The organism is Nonomuraea sp. NPDC049695 (assembly GCF_040674955.1).
GTDB lineage: Bacteria > Actinomycetota > Actinomycetes > Streptosporangiales > Streptosporangiaceae > Nonomuraea > Nonomuraea helvata.
Genome location: NZ_JBFANV010000144.1, coordinates 1 through 20,082, shown reverse-complemented (window position 1 = coordinate 20,082; position 20,082 = coordinate 1). Strand labels below are relative to the sequence as shown.

The 20,082-nt window shown below is 71.5% G+C and carries 20 protein-coding genes; 10 read left to right on the top strand and 10 right to left on the bottom strand.

Going from position 1 to position 20,082, the window contains the following annotated elements:
- Positions 1-189 precede the first annotated feature (189 nt).
- Together AB0J64_RS54020 and AB0J64_RS54015 are read left to right on the top strand one after the other, a co-directional pair.
- The gene (locus AB0J64_RS54020) at positions 190-900 is read left to right on the top strand and encodes an alpha/beta hydrolase (protein ID WP_364045829.1); all 711 of its coding nucleotides are present in this window, start codon (positions 190-192) and stop codon (positions 898-900) included.
- A 163-nt stretch (positions 901-1,063) separates the two neighbouring features.
- Entirely contained in the window at positions 1,064-2,167 is a 1,104-nt protein-coding gene (locus AB0J64_RS54015; RefSeq protein WP_364045827.1) for a PP2C family protein-serine/threonine phosphatase, read from the top strand.
- 22 nt (positions 2,168-2,189) lie between these two features.
- Here the strand turns inward: AB0J64_RS54015 and AB0J64_RS54010 are convergent, their stop codons facing one another.
- The 3 genes from AB0J64_RS54010 to AB0J64_RS54000 all read right to left on the bottom strand — a co-directional run bounded on the left by AB0J64_RS54010 (position 2,190) and on the right by AB0J64_RS54000 (position 4,277).
- Complete coding sequence (locus tag AB0J64_RS54010; protein WP_364045825.1) at positions 2,190-2,687, bottom strand: cupin domain-containing protein; 498 nt, start codon at positions 2,685-2,687, stop codon at positions 2,190-2,192.
- A gap of 48 nt (positions 2,688-2,735) precedes the next feature.
- Entirely contained in the window at positions 2,736-3,212 is a 477-nt protein-coding gene (locus AB0J64_RS54005) for a helix-turn-helix domain-containing protein (protein ID WP_364045823.1), read from the bottom strand.
- Positions 3,213-3,347: 135 nt separating this feature from the next.
- The gene (locus tag AB0J64_RS54000; RefSeq protein WP_364045821.1) at positions 3,348-4,277 is read right to left on the bottom strand and encodes an aldo/keto reductase; all 930 of its coding nucleotides are present in this window, start codon (positions 4,275-4,277) and stop codon (positions 3,348-3,350) included.
- A gap of 61 nt (positions 4,278-4,338) precedes the next feature.
- On the opposite strand from AB0J64_RS54000, the gene AB0J64_RS53995 reads away from it, so the two are divergent.
- Positions 4,339-5,322, top strand: a complete 984-nt coding sequence (locus AB0J64_RS53995; RefSeq protein ID WP_364045819.1) for a DUF5937 family protein — start codon at positions 4,339-4,341, stop codon at positions 5,320-5,322.
- Between the two features lie 177 nt (positions 5,323-5,499).
- Here AB0J64_RS53995 and AB0J64_RS53990 read toward each other — a convergent pair whose 3' ends face one another.
- Both AB0J64_RS53990 and AB0J64_RS53985 read right to left on the bottom strand, forming a co-directional pair.
- A complete protein-coding gene (locus AB0J64_RS53990) occupies positions 5,500-7,215 on the bottom strand; it encodes an NAD-dependent malic enzyme (protein WP_364045817.1) in 1,716 nt (571 codons plus the stop codon).
- Between the two features lie 102 nt (positions 7,216-7,317).
- Complete coding sequence (locus tag AB0J64_RS53985) at positions 7,318-8,961, bottom strand: L-lactate permease (protein ID WP_364045815.1); 1,644 nt, start codon at positions 8,959-8,961, stop codon at positions 7,318-7,320.
- An 88-nt stretch (positions 8,962-9,049) separates the two neighbouring features.
- Between AB0J64_RS53985 and kduI the strand changes: the two genes are divergently transcribed.
- The 4 genes from kduI to AB0J64_RS53965 all read left to right on the top strand — a co-directional run bounded on the left by kduI (position 9,050) and on the right by AB0J64_RS53965 (position 12,895).
- On the top strand, positions 9,050-9,856 hold the full coding sequence (gene kduI / locus AB0J64_RS53980; RefSeq protein ID WP_364045813.1) for a 5-dehydro-4-deoxy-D-glucuronate isomerase: 807 nt from the start codon (positions 9,050-9,052) through the stop codon (positions 9,854-9,856).
- A 4-nt stretch (positions 9,857-9,860) separates the two neighbouring features.
- Positions 9,861-10,592 (top strand): SDR family oxidoreductase, encoded by a 732-nt coding sequence (locus AB0J64_RS53975; protein WP_364045811.1) that lies wholly within the window; start codon positions 9,861-9,863, stop codon positions 10,590-10,592.
- A 13-nt stretch (positions 10,593-10,605) separates the two neighbouring features.
- Positions 10,606-11,379: an IclR family transcriptional regulator gene (locus tag AB0J64_RS53970; protein ID WP_364045809.1), complete on the top strand. Its 774-nt coding sequence runs from the start codon at positions 10,606-10,608 to the stop codon at positions 11,377-11,379.
- Positions 11,380-11,488: 109 nt separating this feature from the next.
- Positions 11,489-12,895 carry an alkaline phosphatase PhoX gene (locus tag AB0J64_RS53965; protein ID WP_364045807.1) on the top strand — a complete coding sequence of 469 codons (1,407 nt, stop codon included), beginning with the start codon at positions 11,489-11,491 and terminating at the stop codon, positions 12,893-12,895.
- 63 nt (positions 12,896-12,958) lie between these two features.
- Here the strand turns inward: AB0J64_RS53965 and AB0J64_RS53960 are convergent, their stop codons facing one another.
- Positions 12,959-13,318: a hypothetical protein gene (locus tag AB0J64_RS53960; RefSeq protein ID WP_364045805.1), complete on the bottom strand. Its 360-nt coding sequence runs from the start codon at positions 13,316-13,318 to the stop codon at positions 12,959-12,961.
- 94 nt (positions 13,319-13,412) lie between these two features.
- Here AB0J64_RS53960 and AB0J64_RS53955 point away from each other — a divergent pair, with 94 nt between their 5' ends.
- A complete protein-coding gene (locus tag AB0J64_RS53955) occupies positions 13,413-14,168 on the top strand; it encodes a methyltransferase domain-containing protein (RefSeq protein WP_364045803.1) in 756 nt (251 codons plus the stop codon).
- A 3-nt stretch (positions 14,169-14,171) separates the two neighbouring features.
- On the opposite strand, the gene AB0J64_RS53950 is transcribed toward AB0J64_RS53955, so the two are convergent.
- Genes AB0J64_RS53950 through AB0J64_RS53935 form a run of 4 tightly spaced genes read right to left on the bottom strand, consistent with a single transcriptional unit; the run spans position 14,172 to position 18,084 of the window.
- A complete protein-coding gene (locus tag AB0J64_RS53950) occupies positions 14,172-15,479 on the bottom strand; it encodes an acyltransferase (RefSeq protein ID WP_364045801.1) in 1,308 nt (435 codons plus the stop codon).
- A 60-nt stretch (positions 15,480-15,539) separates the two neighbouring features.
- On the bottom strand, positions 15,540-16,271 hold the full coding sequence (locus tag AB0J64_RS53945) for an FAD:protein FMN transferase (RefSeq protein WP_364045799.1): 732 nt from the start codon (positions 16,269-16,271) through the stop codon (positions 15,540-15,542).
- A complete protein-coding gene (locus AB0J64_RS53940) occupies positions 16,268-16,708 on the bottom strand; it encodes an FMN-binding protein (protein ID WP_364045797.1) in 441 nt (146 codons plus the stop codon). The genes AB0J64_RS53945 and AB0J64_RS53940 overlap by 4 nt, the downstream gene beginning before the upstream one ends.
- 35 nt (positions 16,709-16,743) lie before the next feature.
- Complete coding sequence (locus AB0J64_RS53935; RefSeq protein ID WP_364045795.1) at positions 16,744-18,084, bottom strand: ferredoxin reductase family protein; 1,341 nt, start codon at positions 18,082-18,084, stop codon at positions 16,744-16,746.
- Between the two features lie 88 nt (positions 18,085-18,172).
- Between AB0J64_RS53935 and AB0J64_RS53930 the strand changes: the two genes are divergently transcribed.
- Positions 18,173-18,880: a response regulator transcription factor gene (locus AB0J64_RS53930; protein WP_357620398.1), complete on the top strand. Its 708-nt coding sequence runs from the start codon at positions 18,173-18,175 to the stop codon at positions 18,878-18,880.
- Positions 18,881-18,885: 5 nt separating this feature from the next.
- Positions 18,886-20,082: HAMP domain-containing sensor histidine kinase (locus AB0J64_RS53925; RefSeq protein WP_364045831.1), on the top strand; the 1,197-nt coding region annotated here is incomplete at its 3' end.

Here is a 20,082-nt window from a genome sequence, read left to right as displayed (position 1 = left end):
GCTCCGGCCGTGCGTTCACGGCCGGAGCGCCCACGTGTTTGGCGCCCCAGTCACTTTCCCTGACTGGGGCATGTCGAGACTATGGCTTTTCGTCCTGTTTGTATAGCTTTGGGGCGAAATTTCATGACGATCTGGGGTCGGGTGGCCCTGTCACCGAGAATGTCGGCGGCCTGGCCTAACCTCTGGCGAATGGACATCATCCTGATCCCCGGGTTCTGGCTTGACGGCTCGTCGTGGGACGAGGTCGTTCCCGCCCTGACACAGGCGGGGCATCGCACGCGCGCGCTCACGTTGCCCGGCATGGAGTCGAAGGACGCCGACCGCTCCAAGATCACCTTGCGCGATCACGTCGACGCCGTCATCGAGGCGATCGACTCGTACGACCCGGCCGGCGGCAAGGTGGTGCTCGTCGGGCACTCCGGCGGCGGCGCGGTCGCCCATGCCGCGGCCGACGCGCGCCCCGACCGTGTCGCCCGCGTCGTCTACGTCGACAGCGTTCCCCTCGGGGAGGGCGGGGTGATCAATGACGAGCTCCCTGTCGTGAACGGTGAGGTCCCGCTGCCGGATTGGTCGCTGTTCGAGGCCGAAGACCTGGTCGACATGGACGACGAGCTGCGTGCGGCGTTCCGCGAGCGTGCCATCCCGACGCCCGAGCACGTCACGAGCGATCCGCAGCGGCTGTCCGACGAGCGCCGCTACGACGTGCCCGCCACCGTCATCGCGTGCGAGTTCTCGAGCGCGAAGCTCCGGGAGTGGATGGAGCAGGGGCAGGGGTTCGTGCGGGAGCTCGCGAAGATCCGCGACGTCGACTACGTCGACCTGCCCACGGGGCACTGGCCGCAGTTCACCCGGCCCGAGGAGCTCGGGCGGGCGATCCTGGCGAGCGTCGGCCCTGCCTGATCGCCCAGGCCCAGCACTGCGGCCCCCCGGCGGTGTGGCGCGCGCCTGGGGGCCATCCAAAACCATCGAGGCATTCTGATTACGGTAGATCTCGGAGAACCCCTGGCTAAAGAATCCCCTGTACAGGTCTCACCCGCAGCCAGGACACATGTAGACAGATAGCGTGAAGTTGCCCAGGGGACGCCCGCACCGGCTGCTACTGGCGCGTCCCAAACTCATCGCCGTCCCGCTGAGCATGGTCGTCGCGATCGCGCTCACGGACCTGCTGACGCCTCGGAGCATCCACCTCGCACCGCTGCTGGTGGCCGCCCCCGCGGTCACGGCCTCCTTCGCCGGTCCCTGGCTGACCGCCGCCATCGGCGTCCTGGCGCTGGCGTCCGAGGTCTTCATCGACGTGCACCACCATCTGATGAGCAACCAGGACGTGCAGGCCGGGCTGGCCGGCTTCGCCCTGGTGTCGCTGTTCGTGGTGCTGTTCGCCGTGGTCAGGGACCGCCAGCGGCGCGAGCTGACGCAGGTCCGCTCCGTGGCGACGGCGGTGCAGACCGCCCTGCTGCGTCCGGTCCCCGAACGCCTCGGCCCGCTCCACCTGGCCTCCGTCTACCTGGCCGCCGAGGCCGAGGCCCAGATCGGCGGCGACATCTACGCCGCCGTCCGCACGCCGCACGGCACCCGGCTGATCATCGGTGACGCCCGGGGCAAGGGCCTGCCGGCGATCTCCGAGGCCGCCGCCCTGCTCGGCGCGTTCCGCGAGGCCGCCCGCCGGCGCGCGGAGCTGCCCGACCTGGTCGCCGACCTCGAGGAGAGCTTCGACCTCACGTGCCAGGGCGAGGGCGAGGAGCAGGCGTACGCGGAGAGCTTCGTGACGGCCGCGATCGTCGACATCCCCGACGATCGGCCGGTGCTCACGATCGCCAGCTGCGGCCACCCGCCGCCGCTGCTGCTGCGTGACGGTCTGGCCGTCTCCCTCGACTGCTCCCAGCCCGCGCCGCCCCTGGGCCTCGGCGGCCTCGGCGAGCCACAGAACATGCTCGCCAGCTTCCCGTTCGAGCAGGACGATCTCCTCCTGCTCTACACCGACGGGGTCATCGAGGCCCGTGACGCCACGGGCACGTTCTTCCCGCTGGCACAGCGGGCCGCGCTCCGGACGGAGGAGCAGCCGGACGCGCTGCTCAAGGACATCTGCCACGACCTGCTGGCACACGTCGGCGGCCGCCTCGGCGACGACGCCGCCCTCATCGCGATCCGCCGCCACGCCGCGGTGTGACCCCGGCCGCGCCGCAGGCGCGCTAGCCGTGCGAGCGGGCCGCCTTCCACTGCGGGCTGTCGAGGAAGTGGTTGTCGTACAGGTCCTGCGAGTCGAGCAGTTCCTGGAGCGTGGCCTCGCCCTTGCGCAGGCGGGTCAGCAGGCGGAAGTACTCGAAGCGCTCCACGCCCGGCGTGATGACGATCAGCAGGTCCGCCTCCGTGCCCGGTGCGGCGGCGAAGGCGTGGGCGACGTTCGGCGGCACCACGGCCAGGTCACCCTCCTCCAGCGTGAGCACCTCGTCCCCCGCCAGCACCTGGGCGGCGCCGCCGAGGATGTAGAACAGCTCGCTGGAGGCGGTGTGCAGGTGCGGCGTCGCGCCGTCGGCGCCCGGGGCGAGCGTCATGCGGAGGCTGCTGAGCGCGCCGCCGGTGGCGCTGGAGTCGAGCAGCAGCCGGCCGGTGGCCGGCGCGTCACCACCGCCGATGATCTCGGCGTCGGCGGCACGTACGACTGCGGTGCTCGGAACGGTGAGCGACATGATGGGTCCTTTCGGGGGTCAACTGTTGATCGTCTTTGGGAGTGGGAGTCAGAGAGCGCCGTCGAGCGCGGCGTTGACCAGGCGCTCGGCGCAGGCGCGGTCCACCGGGTTCCCGGTGATCAGGACGCGGTAGCACAGCGCTCCGGCCAGCTGCTCCAGGAGCGTCATGGCGGCGACCAGCTCGGCCACCGTGCCCGCCGACCGGCTCTCCTGACCCGGCGGCCGGCCCGCGACGCGCATCCGGTTGAGCCCGGCGGCGATTCTCTCCATGTAGTCGGTGAGGTCGCGCCTGATGTCGCCGGTGTCGGTGATCTCGTCGTGGGACCGCAGCCTGGCGATCACGGCCAGGGCCAGGTGGTCCTTGGCGGGCCGGCGGCGGTACAGCGTCGCCTTGGCGATGCCCGCCCGCTCGGCCACCTCGTCGGTGGACAGGCCGCCATATCCGTGGCCGGCCAGCAGCTCGGTGGTCGCTTGCAGGACCCGTTCATCGACGTCCGCGTCGCGCGGCCGTTCCCGTGGTGCCATCCGAAACCCCCTCCATTCCGCTACCCGAGTAGCGAAACTAACGATACGCCAGGGTCGTTCAATTCCGCAACAGCGGTAGCGTAAATGGCGCGGCTCATGCGTGGACGTGGCCACCCCTGGGGTCGTCTTCGCGGATCATGTCGTCGGCGATGACGGAAGGAGGGCCCCTTCACGCTGCCGGTGGACGTGGTCCAGGGCGGCCAGGTCCCTGTCCGACAGGCGCAATGTGCCCGCGGCCACGTTGGCGGCCAGGTGATCGAGGTCGCCGGTGCCCGGGATGGCCAGCATGTGCGGGCCCTGGTGCAGCGTCCAGGCGATCCGGATCTGCGCCGCGGTGGCCCCGTGAGCGTGGGCGACGGCCAGGATCTCTTCGCGGTCGGCGCTCTGGGCGCCCCTTTGGCGGCCGGTGGCGGCGATGGAGTAGAACGGCACGAACGCGATGTGCTGCTCGCCGCAGAAGCGGACGATCTCCTCCTGCTCGGGGCGGACACCGATGCCGTACATGTTCTGCACGCAGACCACCGGGGCGATGGCCCGGGCCTCGGCCAGCTGGGCGTGAGTGATGTTGGACAGGCCCAGGTGGCGGATGAGCCCGGCCTGGCGCAGCTCGGCCAGCGCGCCGAACCGCTCGGCGATCGAGTCGGCGCCGACGATACGCAGGTTGACCAGGTCCAGGTGGTCGCGGCCGAGCTGGCGCAGGTTCTCCTCGACCTGACCGCGCAGTTGCCCCGGGGTGGCGTGCGGGGTCCACTCGCCGGACGCGTCACGGCCCGGCCCGACCTTGGTGGCGATGACCAGGTCATCGGGGTAGGGGGCGAGCGCCCGGTTGATCAGCTCGTTGGCCGACCGCAAGGGGGAGAAGTAGAACGCGGCGGTGTCAATGTGGTTCACACCCAGCTCGGCCGCCCGTCGCAGCACGGCGATCGCCTCCTCGCGGTCGCGCGGAACCGCCTCGGGCACCAGAGCCTCGCCGTACTGCGGGAGCCGCATGGCGCCGAAACCGATCCGATGAACCTCGAGGTCACCGAGCATCCAGGTGCCCGCTGCCACTGCTGTGATCGTCATGGCGGAATCATGGCCGCGCGGTAAAGTGGCCGGCCATTGATTCAGACATAGGTGAATAGTCATGGTGGAGCTGCGGTTCTCGGCGGGAGACCTGGCGCAGATGCGCTTCGCCGTCTCGCCCATGTGGGAGGTGGGGACCAGCTTCCGGCTGCTGGCCTCCGGCGGCACGCATGCCGTACATCGACCCTGGATGGAGCAGGTGCGGCCGAGGGTGGCGGCCGCCGGGCTGCAAGGGGGCTGGCTGGCCGAGCTGGTCGGTCCCGCAGGATACGTCCCTGACTTCCTCAACCCGGCACCGGCCGGGCCCGGCCCCACCCTGGCAGACGAGCTGGGGCACGTGCTGGCCGCTCCGGAGGACCAGATCCGGCGCTACCTGGACCGGCTGGCGGGCGAGCGCGGGCTCGGCCCCCGGCTGCGCGCCCTGTACGCCGAGCCGCGCTCCCGGCTGCCGCGCCTGGCGGAGGAGATCGAGGCCTACTGGGAACTCGCGCTCTCGCCCTACTGGGCACGGATCCGGGTCGTGCTTGAGGCCGAGGTGTTCCATCGCGCCCGCCAGGCCGCCGAGTACGGCGCGGCCCACGTCCTCAACGATCTGCATGCTTCGATCAGCTGGAACGAGGACACGTTGCGGCTGCTGCTGCGGCGGCGGGCGCTGACCCGCGAGACGGCGGGCCGAGGGCTGCTGCTGATCCCGTCCGCCTTCACCGGGCCGGGCCTGTTCTCCCGCGTCACTCCGCCGGATCCGCCACAGCTGGCCTATCCGGCACGCGGCATCGGGTCACTCTGGACACCCCGCCCCACCGTTGCGACCGACGCCCTGGCGGCTGTGCTCGGCCGCTCGCGGACCCGGCTGCTGACCGAGCTGGACGCCCCCGCCTCCACCACTGAGCTGGCCGCGCGGACCGGGCTCTCCCCGTCGGGGGTGTCGCAGTACTTGACCGCGATGCGCGATGCGGGCCTGGTCAGCGCCCATCGGGCCAGCCGCTCGGTCCTGTATGCCCGCACCGCTGCCGCCGAAGCCCTCCTCACGGCACCGGCTCAGTAACGTCCGGCACAGCGACCCACGCCTCTGCCGAGGTTCGGCAGAGCCCAGTTGAGCGGTTGGGCCCGGGGCTACGGTGCCCTCGACGCGGCTCAGCCGGGATTACACGGCAGCTGTAGCCGGGAGAGGGCAGCCGGAGAAGCATGGACGACTTCGAGCCACACCACTACGCGTTCATGGTCAGCGAGCAGGAGTTGGACGCTGCCGCGCGTGGATCCTGCGGTACTTCGGCTGCCACATGGTGTCCTGCACCATCTGGATGGGATCGTCCAGCTCGACGCGGGCCAGGTCCTCTTCGGCGGCCTGCCGGGCGACGGCCACGGCGACCGTGGCCGAGATCTCGCGCAGGTTCTCCACCTGGGGCAGCAGGCAGGCGCCCGGGGAGGAGACGTCGACCATGCCGCCGACGGCCTCGGCTGCGGCCTGGAGCATGCCGTCGCTGATCCGGCGCGCCCGGGACACGATCGCGCCCAGTCCCAGCCCCGGGTAGAGCAAGGCGTTGTTGGCCTGGGCGACGGCGTACGTGACGCCGTTGTGCGTGATCGGGTTGACCGGCACGCCGGCGGCGATCAGGGCGCGTCCGTCGGTCCAGCGCAGCAGGTCGGCCGGCCCGGCCTCCATCCGGTCGGTCGGGTTGGAGAGCGGGAAGACGATCGGCCGGTCGACCTGCGCCGCCATCGCCTTGACGATCTCCTCGGTGAAGGCGCCGTGCACGGTGGAGGTGCCCACCAGCATCGTCGGCTTGACCCGCCGCACCACCTCGGCGAGCCCGAGGCCGCGGACCTCCTCCTGCGCGGGGCGGGCGTAGGGTTGCTGGAAGTCGCGCAGGTCCGTCATGTCCTCGGCGAGCAGGCCCTGCTTGTCGATCAGCCAGATCCGCCGGGTGGCCGCCTGGCGGTCCAGGCCGTCGCGGACCATCGCGTCGCGCAGCTGGTCGGCGACGCCGACGCCCGCGGTGCCCGCGCCGAAGACGACGACGCGCTGCTCACGCATCGGCGTGTCCGTCACCCTGATGGCGCCCAGCACGGCGGCCAGCACGATCGCGCCGGTGCCCTGCATGTCGTCGTTGAACGTGGGAATGCGGCCGGTGTACTTCTCCAGGATGCGCCGCGCGTTGGACGGGCCGAAGTCCTCCCAGTGCAGCATCGCGCCGGGGAACATGCGGGTGGCCGTGGTGACGTAGGCGTCGATGAAGTCGTCGTACCGCTCGCCGCGCACCCGTGAGTGCCGCTCGCCGACGTACAGCGGGTCGTTGAGCAGCGCCTCGTTGTCCGTGCCGACGTCGAGGGCGATCGGGATCACCCGGCCGGGGTCGATGCCCGCGGCGGCGGTGTAGACGGCGAGCTTGCCGGCCGCGATGCCGGCGCCACCGCCCACTCCCCAGTCGCCGATGCCCAGGATCTGCTCGGCGTCGGAGGCGACGATCAGATCCACCTCGTCGGCGCCGAGCCCGACGTTGCGCAGGGCCCGTTCGATGCCGCCGAGGTCGTCGATGGACAGGTACACGCCCCTCGGGCGGCGGTACTCGCGGCTGTAGCTCTTGATCGCCTGCGCGACGGTCGGGTCGTACACGACGGGCAGCATCTCGCGGAGATGATCGCCGAGCAGCCGGTAGAACAGCACCTCGTTGCGGTCCTGCAGGGCCGACAGGAAGACGTTCTTGGCCAGGTCCGTGGGCTGGCGGCCGTACTGCGCGTACGCCCGGTCGGCCTGCTCCTCGAGCGTCTCGACCACCGGCGGGATCAACCCGTCCAGCGCCAGGCTCTCGCGCTCCTCCGGGCTGAACGCCGTGTCCTTGTTGAGCAGCGGGTTCTCCAGCACGGCCAGGCCGACCTCCGACGTGACATAGCCACCGTCGGGCGTTTCCACGAAGTCCCGGTGCCTGCGCTGGTTCATCAAGGCTGCTCTTCCCTTGCCTGGACACGACGCGTTCGTCGTTTCCAGGCCTGGGTAAGGCTAAGCGCCGGGCACCGGAGATCAATCCTCATGGCCTCAAGGTCACCGGCTGGGGATCAGCCAACCGAGCACCGGAGTCGACTGCAGGAACACCAGCACGCAGAGGATGAGCAGCAGCACCGCGCTCCATCCGATGACCCGGCGGAACAGGTTGCCCTCCTCGCCGACCATCCCGGCGGCGGCCGTGCCGATGGCCAGGTTCTGCGGGGAGATCATCTTGCCCATGACGCCTCCCGAGCTGTTGGCCGCGCCGAACAGCTCGGGAGGCACGCCGAGCTGGCCCGCCGCGGTCGTCTGCAACTTGGCGAACAGCGCGTTCGCCCCCGCGTCGGTGCCGGTGATGGCGACCCCGAACCAGCCGACGACCGGTGACAGGAACGCGAAGAAGGCGCCCGCGCCGGCCAGGAACAGCCCCAGCGTCTGGATCTGACCGGAGAACTGCATGACGAAGGCCAGCGCGAACACCGCCAGGATCGTGACGATGGCCCAGCCGAACTGCCGGACGGTGGCCCCGTACGTCCGCAGCGCGGAGCCGGGGCCGATGCGCAGCGCGAGCATCGTCAGCAGGCCCGAGACGAACAGCAGCGTGCCCGGGTGCGCGGCCCAGGGCAGCTCGTACACCACCTGGACGGGCTTGCCCGCCGGATTGAGCAGGTGCAGCCCCGGCCAGACGGGCTTGACGACGAACCGGGCCAGGGCGTCCTTGACGGCCGGGAGCTGGGCGATCGAGAACAGCACGATGATGATCACGTACGGCGCGAAGGCCGCGATCCGGTCCCCAGCGGTGTCCCCGCCGGGCCGGCCATGGAGGCGGACGAACGCGGGATCGTCCACCGAGCCGCCCGCGATGGTCGGCACCACGCCCACCTTCTCGGCGGGCCGCCACACCTTGCCGAAGGCCACCAGCACGACGGCGGAGACGAGGGCCGCGAAGATGTCGGTCAGCCGGTAGTTGAACTGGGAGAACAGCAGCTGCGCCGCGCCGAAGCTCACGCCGGCCACCAGGGCCGCCGGCCAGGCCTGGCGCAGCCCGCGCCGGCCGTCGGCGATGAAGACGATGATGAACGGCACGAGCAGCGCGATGAAGGCGGTCTGCCGCCCGGCCATGGCGCCGAACGGCTCCGGCGGCAGTTCGGTGACGCTGCCGAGAATCGTGATCGGGTTCCCCATGCCGCCGAAGGCCACCGGCGCGGTGTTGGCGATCAGGGCGATGACGGCGGCGCGCATCGGCTCGAACCCGAGCGCGATGAGCATCACCGCGCAGATCGCGATCGGCGAGCCGCCGCCCGCCAGCGCCTCGATGAGCGCGCCGAAGGAGAACGCGATGACGATCGCGGTGATCCGCCTGTCGTCGCTGACGCTCTGGAAGGCCCGGCGCAGCACCGCGAAGTGCCCGCTGCGCTCGGTCATCTTGTAGATCCAGATGGCGTTGAACGTGATCCACAGGATGAGCAGCACCGCTCTGGCCGCGCCGTACAGGCCCGCGTCGAGCGCCTGGCCGACCGGCATGGCGTACGCGAAGGGCAGGACGGCGATCACCAGGCCGATCGCCAGGCCCGCCAGGCCGGCCCAGTGCGCTCTCGCTCTGAAGACCCCGAGCAGCACCAGCACCGCGATCAGCGGGAGGGCGGCCAGTAAGGCGGACAGCCACAGCGAGCCCGTGGGGTTGAAGTTCTGCTGATACACCGCGCGCCTCCCAAGGGCGTGTGTTCCATTGGATAGAACGGTGTTCCGTGTCTAGGATCGTAGGACGGAGCCTGACCGGAGGGAAGACATGGATGTGAGGCACGCGACGGGGCCCGACCAGATCCGCCACTTCGGCACCGCGGAGCTCCGCGCCCGTTACCTGGTGGAGAACCTGTTCGGCCCCGAGGTGGACGGGGTCTACACCCATCAGGACCGGATGGTGGTGGCCGGGGTCAAGCCGCCGGGCAAGGCCCGCCTGCCCGTCTTCGACCCGCTGCGCAGCGCGTACTTCCTGGAACGACGCGAGCTGGGCGTGGTCAACATCGGCGGTGCCGGCGTCGTGGAGGTCGACGGCCAGGCGTACGAGCTGGACACCAAGGACTGTCTCTACATCGGCAGGGGCGCGCGCGAGGTCACCTTCGAGGGCGGCACGTTCTACCTGGTCTCGGCGCCGGCCCACACCGCCCTGCCCACGGCGCACGCGCGGCTGAAGGACGCCGAGCCGGTACGGCTGGGCAGCCCGGACGGCTCGAACGAGCGCACGATCTACAAGTACGTCCACCGCGACGGCATCCGCAGCTGCCAGCTCGTCCTGGGCGTGACCGTGCTGGAGCCGGGCAGCATGTGGAACACCATGCCGTGCCACACCCACGACCGGCGCACCGAGGTCTACCTCTACTTCGACCTGCCACCCGACCAGCGGGTCTTCCACCTCATGGGCCGCCCCGACGAGACCCGCAACCTGGTCGTGGCCGGTGGTCAGGCGGTGATCTCGCCGAGCTGGTCGGTGCACTGCGGGTTCGGCACCAGCAGCTACGCCTTCGTCTGGGCCATGGCGGGCGAGGACCAGGCCTTCGACGACATGGACCACGTCGCGGTCACCGAGATGCGGTGACCGGATGGAGCTGTTCTCCCTCAGCGGCCGCACGGCGCTGGTCACGGGGGCCCGCGCCGGCATCGGCCGGGCGATCGCGGTCGGCCTCGCGCGGGCCGGGGCCGACCTCGTCCTGCACGGCCATCACGACGACCTCGAGGAGACCGAGCGGGCCGTCAAGGAGAGCGGCAGGCAGGCGCGCAGGCTCGTGCTCGACCTGTCCGACCCGGCCGCCATCCGTCCCGCGCTCGACCCGCTGCTGGCCGAGCACCCGGTGGACATCCTGGTCAACAACGCCGGGACGATCAGGCGGGGCTCGTCCAGGTTCGAGGACTGGCGGCACGTGCTGGCCGTCAACCTCGACGCCGTGTACGTGCTCAGCCAGGCTCTGCTGGAGCACGGCGCCACGAAGATCGTCTCCATCGCCTCCCTGCTGTCGTTCCAGGGCGGCATCGACGTGGCCTCGTACGCGGCGGCCAAGCACGGCGTGGCCGGCCTCACCAAGGCGCTGTCGAACGAGTGGGCGCCGCGCGGAGCCCAGGTCAACGCCATCGCCCCCGGTTACATCGCCACGGACGTGACCGAGGCCCTGCGCAGGGACGCGGCCCGCGAGCGCGAGATCAGCGCGCGGATCCCCGCCGGCCGCTGGGGCGACCCGTCCGACCTGCAGGGCGCGGCGATCTTCCTCGCCTCGCGGGCGTCGGACTACGTCACCGGTCACGTCCTGGTCGTGGACGGCGGCTGGCTGGCCCGCTGAGTATGCTTGATCGGTGGAACAACGGCCGAGCACCGCGATCGACAAGGCACTATGGGTGCTGGAGGCGCTGGCCGAGCACGAGAGCGTGACCAAGATCGCGACCGCGACCGGGTTGCCCAAGTCGACCATCCACCGCATCCTGCAGGCGCTGGCCGAGCACGGCTTCGCCCGTCCCGACGGCTCCGGCGGCTACCTGCCCGGCCCCAAGATCCTCACCCTGGCCGGCCGGATGCTGACCCGCTTCGACCCGGTGCGGCAGGCCTCGCCGGTGCTGGCCCGCCTGCACGAGCAGACGGGCTACACGGTCCACTTCGCCGTGCTCAACGGCGACGAGGCCGTGTACGCCGCCAAGCTGGAGGGGCGCAAGCCGTATCAGATGCCCTCGCGGGTGGGCATGTCGCTGTGGCTGCACTCCAGCGCGATCGGCAAGGCGATGCTCGCCGCCATGTCCGACACCGAGGTGGCGGGCATCGCGGCCCGCACCGGGCTGCGCAGGCGCACCCCCAGCACGATCACCACGCAGGCGGCGCTCCGCCGGTGCCTGGCGGAGGTGCGGCGGCAGGGCTTCGCCATCGACGACGAGGAGAACGAGCAGGGCGTCCGCTGCGTCGGCGCGGCCGTCTTCGACCACAACGGACACGTGGTGGCCGGGGTGAGCCTGTCGACCCTGACGCACGAGCTCTCGGTGGACGACGCCCGGGAGCTGGGGCCGCTGGTCGCCGACACCGCACGAGAGGTGTCCAGGACGCTGGGCGCGCCCATGGAGTCACTCGCCTCTCACGGGTGAACTTCTTCATCCGGTGTTCATCATCCGGACAACGGGCGGCGCGATCGTCTTCTCCGTGACATCGTTGGGTCGGCTTGTGTAAAGCGTCCCCTGTTGGAGGCAATGTCCCATGCCCTCACCTGTATCCCGTCGTTCCTTCCTCGGCCACGCCACCGCGGGCAGCCTCGGCATCGCGTTCGCCGGCAGCATCGAGGCGATCTCCGGTCCCGCCGCGTTCGCGGCCTCGAAGCCCCCGGCCGGCTACGGCCCGCTCGTCGCCGACCCGAAAGGGGTGCTGGCCCTGCCCAAGGGCTTCTCGTACAAGATCGTCGCTCAGGCGGGGGTGACGCTGCTGGAGAGCGGCGAGCCGACCCCGAGCGACGCCGACGGCACCGCGAGCTTCCCGCACGGCCGGGGTGCCACGCTGGTCAACAACCACGAGGTCGGCGGCGGCGAGCCGTACCGGGTGCCCACGCTGCCCGGCCTGACCTACGACCCGGGCGCCGGCGGCGGCACCACGAACATCGACGTGGACGCGCGCGGCGAGCGGATCCGCGAGTACGTCAGCCTGGCCGGCACGCACAACAACTGCGCCGGCGGCAAGACCCCCTGGAGCACCTGGCTGACCTGCGAGGAGACCGAGCAGCGCGCCGGTGGCGCCTTCCAGAAGGACCACGGGTACGTGTTCGAGGTCGACCCGTTCGACCGCGAGGCCAACCAGGACCCGGTGCCGCTGAAGTTCCTGGGCCGCTACTCGCACGAGGCCGTCGCGGTCGATCCGCACACGTCGGCGATCTACCTGACCGAGGACGCCGGCGGGCCGAACGGGCTGTACTACCGCTGGACGCCGCCGAGCAAGTTCCGCGGCGGCAAGGGCAAGCTGCGGGCGCTGGCGCTGTCCGAGGGCGGCGACACCGCGGGCAAGCTTGAGGCGATGAGCTGCTACCAGGACGACCAGCACATCGCCGACCTGTCGGAGGCGACGGCGCCGGGCACGCGGTACAAGGTCCGCTGGATCGAGGTGCCCGACCGCGACGCGAAGACCACGTCGACCCGCAAGCAGTTCACCGACGACCAGATCACCCGCAGCCGCAAGCTGGAGGGCGCCTGGTGGGCCGACGGCGGCGCGTACTTCGTGGCCAGCTTCGCCCGCCACACCGACGGCAGCGTGAACGAGCACGACGGCCAGGTGTGGTTCTACGACCCGCGCCACGAGACGGTCACGCTCAAGGTGCTCTTCGGCGTCAACCCCGACCCCACCCAGGACACGAACTTCGACGGCCCCGACAACATCACGGTCTCGCCGTACGGCGGCGTGATCCTCGCGGAGGACGGCGAGGGCATCCAGCACCTGGTGGGCGTCACCGATCGGGGCCAGACGTACCCGATCGCGCGCAACGAGATCAACGACGGCGAGTTCACCGGCCCGAACTTCAGCGCTGACGGCCGCATCCTGTTCGCCAACATCCAGTCGCCGGGTTACGTCTTCGCCATCACCGGCCCGTGGCGGCGATCCGGCCACGCCGAGGAGGACTGAGGCACTGACGGCCCCTCGGTACCCGGACCGCCCGCGTGCGGCCGGGTACCGAGGGCGCCCCGTTCACCCGGTGAAGCGGATCGTCGCCCCCGTGCCGGTGATCGACAGCACACGGAAGTCGAGCTTGTTGATGCCTCCGGAGGTGCCCTCTCCCCCGTAGGCGCTGCTGCCTCCGCTCCACACGGCGACGACGTCCGTGCCGAACAGGTCGCTCCACTCCTTGGCGACGTGGACCCAGCCGCTCAGCCCGTACTTCTTGGCGACGCGGAACTTCACCGGCTTCGTGAAGGTGAACGTGCACTTCCCGTCGTAGCAAGCGCGCAGGTTCGGCTTGGCCGCGGCGGCGGCCGGGGTCGCGGTGAGGGCCGGCGCCGCGACCAGGGCGCAGGCGAGGGCCAGGGCGGTGATGGTCTTGCGAGGCATACTCCCTCTTTCTTCGGGTTTCGTGGGATGTTGTCTACCGGCCCTCCTCCGGGAGGGGTCCCGGCGCAGGGCATGAACCATCAAGGGGGATCCGATGACGGTGGACCGCGAGCGGAGCGTGGTGTTCGGAGAGGCGGTCGAGCAGTACGACTCGGCCAGGCCCGACTATCCCGCCCAGCTCATCACCGACGTGCTGGAGTACGCGCCACCCGGCCCCGCGCTGGAGGTGGGCGCGGGCACGGGCAAGGCCACGGCGGGCTTCGCCGCCCGCGGCACGGATCTGACCTGCGTCGAACCCGACCCCAGGATGGCCGCCGCGCTGACGGCGAAGTGCCCGGGCGCCCGGGTGGAGATCGGGTTTTTCGAGGCGTACGTCCCCGACAGGGCGTTCGCCCTGCTCTACTCCGCGCAGGCCTGGCACTGGATCGACGAGCGCAGGCGCTGGGACCTCGCCCACGCGGCCCTGGCGCCTTCCGGAGCGGTGGCGGTCTTCTGGAACCACTACGTCGTCACCGACCCCGACCTGCGGGCCGCCCTCGCCGCGGTGGACAGCCGCTACGGAGTGACCACCTCGAGCATGCACCGGGACGGCTCGACCCGGGGCGAGCGCTCCGAGCACGAGCTGGCGCACGACCCGCGCTACACCGACCTCGACCAGCGCCACTACACGCGCACCGACCGGTACGGAACCGGCCGCTACCTGGACCTGGCCCGCTCCGTCTCCGCCTACCGGATCCTGGACCCGGACACCCGCGAGGAGGTGATGGAGGAGTTCGCCGCCTTGCTGGGGGGCGACGGCGTGGACCTGACCTTCACCACCGACCTCACCTTGGCCCGCAGAGCACGCTGAGGCTCACGCCGTACGGGAGTTTCGCCACCGGGTGAAGCGCAGGGTGCTGGCGCCCGCGAAGTACACGAGCATGGCCACGATCGGCAGGCCGGTCAGCGTATGACCGCTCGGGCCGGTCACCGCGAGGGTGAGAAGCCCCGCCACCACGCCGGCGATGCCGAGGAAGGTGAGGACACCCGCCGTCACCCCGGCCGTCGCTCCCGCCCCGGGACGGGGACCGGCCCGCCGCTCGACGGAACCGAACACCATGACCAGCACGCCCAGGATCAGGGCCAGGGCGGCGAGCCAGGGCAGCCGCAGCAGCAACCACATGGGCGTCCCCGGAGGCGGCGCCGGCAGCAGCCCGGTCGGATAGAGCGCGAGCGCGCCGAGGACGACGGCGGTCATGTGCCACAGGAAGAGCGTCATGACGATCGAGTTGACCGCCACGACGGCGGTCCAGGGCCGCGGCCGCCGCAGCCACCGGCCGGCCGGGCCGTGGACCGACAGAGCCAGCCCGGTCTGCGTCGCGGCCAGCGCCAGCAGCGCCAGCGTGGGCGGTGAGGTGTTCTGGATGCCCTCCCCCGCGATCCCGACCATGCTGATCGGATAAGGCCCCACCACGGTGAGCCCGACCAGGGCCGCCAGCCCCGAGAACGCCAGCGGCAGCCCGACGCGGGGCCGGGCGGGCAGGCGCCCGTCCTGCCAGGCGAAGCCCAGCTGATGCACGGCCAGCCAGGCGAACAGGAAGTTGCCCTGCCCCAGGGCGGGATCCCGCAGCGCCAACCGGGCCGCGTCGCCCAGGCCGACCAGCACGGTCAGCGCGATCGGCACGGCCAGGCCGTACCGGCGGTGCAGGGCGTGCGTCAGCGGGGTGAGGGCCACCACGGCCAGGTAGGCCACCAGGAACCAGAGCGGGATCCCGGCCACCCACACCCCGACGCTGATGAGCCCCGGATCGACGCCCAGCACCCGCGCCAGCAGGGCCGCCGCCGCCAGCACGGCCAGCAGCACGGTGGTAGGGCGGATGAGCCGGTCGGTACGGCGCAGCGTCCAGCAGGTGGCGTCACCGCCGAGCTCCCGGTGAGCGGCGAGCGAGGCGGCGTTGGCGTACCCGCCGACCAGGAAGAAGACGGGCATGACCTGGAACAGCCAGGTCAGCGGGCGCGTCCACGGCACCAGCTCCAGCGCGCTGCCGCCGCGCAGGCCCCCGTCGTAGCTGACGTGCACCGCCAGCCAGTGGCCGACGACCACGGCCGTGATGGCGATGGCGCGGAGCAGGTCGACCGTGCGGTCCCGATGCGCGGGCGTACGCTCGGCCAGCCGCCGCATCCTTCGCCCCCGTGACTAGCTCGACTTCACCGGACCGCATACCCAGGAGGAGCCGACGCCTCACCCGCGGGCGGTGAACGCGGCGAATCCGGTGGTCTGCCAGGTGTGGCCGCGCGCGGTCACCGCGTACGCCTCCAGGCCGGGCTGGTCCTCGACCCAGTCCCGGGCGGCCTCCCCCATGGCGAACGCGGCGGTCGCGTACGCGTCGACGGCGGTCAGGCGGCCCCCGACGAGCGTGAGGGACACCAGGCCGGCGGCGGGCAGGCGGGTGTGCGGGTCGATGATGTGCGGGCCGCGCTCGGCGCTGCCCGATGTGGCCACGGCGAGGTCGTGGCCGGTGACCACGGCGGAGAGAGCGCCGGGCCGCAGGGGGTGGGCGATCCCGATCCGCCACGGGAAGGGGTCGGGACCGAGCTGGATGTCGCCGCCGCCGTTGACGCAGTGGCGGGGCGCGCCCGCCTCGGTGAGCAGCTGGGACGCGTGCTCGATCGCCCATCCCTTGACCAGTCCGGACGGCTCCAGACGGCCGCCGGGAAACGCCGTGAAATATCCGTCAGTCTGCCGTTCGACCTCCGCGCACAGCGCGAGCACCCGTCCCACCTCGGGCGGACAGTCCGCCGGCCCGAGCTCGCCCCGGGCCAGGCGGCTGACCGGGCTGTCCGGCCGGTAGGTGGAGAAGACCTCGTCCACGTGGTGCAGCCAGGCGACGGCCCGCGCCACCGCGTCATCGGCGTCGTGGCGCACGTCGAACGAGAAGACCGTGCCCATCGCCTTCTCGACGTGGCGCGTCACAGCCCCGCCCGGTCGATGGCGCTCTGCAGGGAGCCCGTGTAGCCGTCGCTGGTGTACGTGGCCCCGGAGACGGAGTCGATCTGGGCGCTCTGGGCCGAGAGGGCCTCCTGCTGGAGGATGGGCAGCGCCCTGTTGTTGATCTCGATGTCCCGCCGGTTCTCCTGCGGGGCCTGGAGCACCTGTACGTCGGTGATCTTGCTGCCGGAGACGACGATCCGTACCTGCACGGGTCCCCAGCGGGTGTCGACGGCGTCCCCGTCGAAGGTTCGGCCGCCGGCGGACTCCGTGGAGCCCTGCGGCGACGGCGAAGCCGAAGCCTGGGCGGGGGCGACGGCGGCGGGCGGCTGGGCGACGCCCGCCATGTCGTGTGGCTTGAACGACAGCAGCAGTACCAGGCCGATGGCGGTGACCAGCACCGCGAACAGCACCCTGCGCATGGCAGTGACCTCTCATAACGTGAAAAATTCGGAACTCAGAACTCGAACGACTCGTGATGGATCTGGCGATGGGGCACGCCCGCCGACCGCAGCGCCTTGATCGCCGCCTGCGTCATCTCGGGCGGCCCGCACACGTACACGTCGTGCTCGCGCAGATCGGGCAGCAGGCGCCCGAGACCGTCGAACAGGTCCGGGGACCTGGGCCCGGTCGAGAAGTACGCCGTGGCGTCGCCGCGGGCCGCGATGATCTGCTCGAGTTCGTCCTTGAAGAGCATCTCCTCGGGCGTACGGGCCCGGTAGAGCAGCGTCACCCGTCCGGGCAGTGTCTCGAACAGGGCGCGCAGCGGGGTGATGCCGACGCCGCCCGCGATCAGCAGCGATCTGCCGCCCCGGCCGAGGCGCGCGGTGAACCCGCCGTACGGCCCCTCGGCGAGCACCGGGGTGCCCGGCCGCAGCCGGGCGAGCGCCGCACTGTGGTCGCCCAGCGCCTTGACCGTGATGCGCAGCCCACCGGCGTCAGGAACCGCCGACAGAGAGTACGGATTGGCCGACCACCACAGCTCGCGGGTCAGGAACCGCCAGCGGAAGAACTGGCCCGGCTCGGCCCGCAGCCGCCGCAGCCCGCGCCCCGTGAGGTGGATCGAGACCACGCCGGGAGCGTCGGCGGTGACGCCGGCCACGCGGAGCCGGTGCCGCGCCCACAACCTGACCGGTCCCAGGAAGCGGTACCAGACCAGCAGCGCGGCCACCCCGAGGTAGAGGGCGTACCAGGCGAGTCGCGCCACGCGGTCGCCGGTGAACTGGGCGCCGGTCGCGAGCTGGTGCCCGAACGCCAGCCAGGCCGCCAGGTAGGTGTAGAAGTGCAGGTAGAACCAGGTTTCGTAGCGCAGTCTCCGGCGCGCGGCACGGGCCGACACCACGGCGACGCCGAGCAGCAGCAGGCAGGCCGCCGTCGCCTTCAACACGTCGGGGAAGGACAGCACCATGGTCACCGTCTCGTCCACCAGGCCGACGCGGTCGGCCACCGCGTACCCCCAGATGGTGGCCAGCACGTGCGCCGTGACGAGCCCGATGACGTACCTGCCGCCCATGGCGTGCCAGCGGGCCAGGCGGTCGCTGCCCACGCCGTGTTCCAGGGCCGGGACCCTGGCCATGAGCCCGAGCAGCACCGCCAGCCCGTACCCGGCCAGCAGGCCCGTGACGCGGCCGCTCTCGGTCAGCCAGCCGTCCAGTCCCGACACCGAGGGCGTGCTGTGCCACCACAGTGCGATGACCGCGACCCCGCCCGCCGCCACGGCCGCCAGCAGCGCCTCGGGCCGGAAGCGGCCGCGCCGCGGCATCGCCGACGTGCGGACTGCAGTGTGAACAGTCGTCATGAGGGACAAAGTGCCAGGCCAGTCTCTGTTTTTCCTCTCAAAGGTATCTTTAAGAGGATTCTCAGAGGAGGCTCCTATCTTCCAGAGGATGAGCACCCTGTCGCGCCCGGACGGCACGCCGATCCGCGTGCTCGTCGTGGATGACGAGCCCGACCTGCTGGAGGTGCTGGACAGGACGCTGTGCCAGGAGGGCTGGCAGGTCCGCGCGGTGGCGAGCGGGAGCGCCGCCGTCCAGGAGGCGGAGCGGTTCGCACCCGACGCGGCGATCCTGGACATCATGCTGCCCGACCTGAACGGGCTGGAGCTGATGCGCCGGCTCAGGGAGCGGACGCCCGAGTTGTGCGTGCTGTTCCTGACCGCGCGGGACGCCGTGGAGGACCGGATCGAGGGCATCACGGCGGGTGGCGACGACTACGTGACCAAGCCGTTCAGCCTGGAAGAGGTGCTCGCCCGCCTGCGCGGGCTGCTGCGCCGGGCCGGCATGGCGCGCCAGGGCGACGGCGACCGGCTCGTCGTGGGCGAGCTGTCCATGGATGAGGAGTCCCGGGAGGTGACCAGGGGCGGCACGCTGATCGACCTGACGCCGACCGAGTTCGAGTTGCTGCGGCTGCTCATGTACAACCCGCGCAGGGTGCTGACCAAGGCGCAGATCCTCGACGACGTCTGGTCCTACGACTTCGGCGGCCAGGCGCACGTGGTGGAGCTCTACATCAGCTATCTGCGCAAGAAGATCGACGCGGGCCGCCGGCCGTTGATCCACACCGTCCGCGGCGTCGGATACGTGCTCAAGCCGTGAAGCTCATGCCACGCACGATCAGGGGCCGGATGATCGCCGGTCTGCTCGTGCTGCTGGCGCTCACGTGCGCGATCGTCGGCGTCGCCACGTTCCGGGCGATGGACAGTTTCCTGCTCGGCCGCGTCGACCAGCAGCTCGCCGGTTACGGGGTGCGGTTCGCCGCGAGCCTGGAGCACGGCGAGGACACACGCGGGCAGGCCCCGGGCATGTTCGGCGCGCGGCTGGTCGGCGGGCGGGTCACCCAGGCGGCGGTCGTGGCACGGGCGGACGCGCTCCCCGTGCGGCTGAGCCGCCAGGACGAGGAGACGCTGGCCGCCGTGCCGGTCGGCGGCCCTGCGCTGACCGTGGACCTGTCCGTCCTGGACGACTACCGGGTCCAGGCCGTCGCGGGCCGGGACGGTGACGTCCTGGTCAAGGGGCTCTCGCTGCACGGGGTGGAGGAGACCCTTGGCCGCCTGGCCCTGCTCGAGCTGGCGATGTTCACGGGCACGCTCGCCGTCGCCGGCGTCGCGGGCACCCTCTGGGTACGCCTGTCGCTGCGCCCCCTGCAACGCATCGCCACGACCGCCCGCAAGGTCAGCGAGCTGCCCTTGGCCAGCGGCGAGGTGAGCCTGGCCGAACGCGTGCCCGACACCGACCCGCGCACCGAGACCGGCCTGGTGGGCGCCGCGTTCAACCGCATGCTCGGCCACGTGGAGTCCGCCCTGGCCCGCAGGCACGCCGTCGAGCAGCGGCTGCGCTCCTTCGCCGCCGACGCCAGCCACGAGTTGCGCACGCCGCTCGCGTCGATCCGCGGGCACGCCGAGCTCGCGCTGCGCGAGGCGATGTCCGACGACGTACGGCACGCGCTGAACAGGATCGACGCCGAGTCCGGACGGATGAGCGAGCTCGTCGACGAGCTGCTCCTGCTGGTCCGGCTGGACGAGGGACGCCCGCTGGCCAGGGAGGAGGTCGATCTGACGCGCCTGGCCATCGAGGCCACGGGTGACGCGCGGGCCGCCGCCCCCGGCCACCGCTGGCGGCTGGAGCTGCCGGAGGACCCTGTCACGGTGACCGGCGACCCGCTCCGGCTGCACCAGGTGCTCGCCAACCTGCTGAGCAACGCCGCCGTCCACACGCCGGACGGCACCACGGTCACTGTGGCCGTCCGGCGGCTGCCGTCCGACGGGGAGGCCGGTCGGACGCCGTCCGACAGGGAGGCC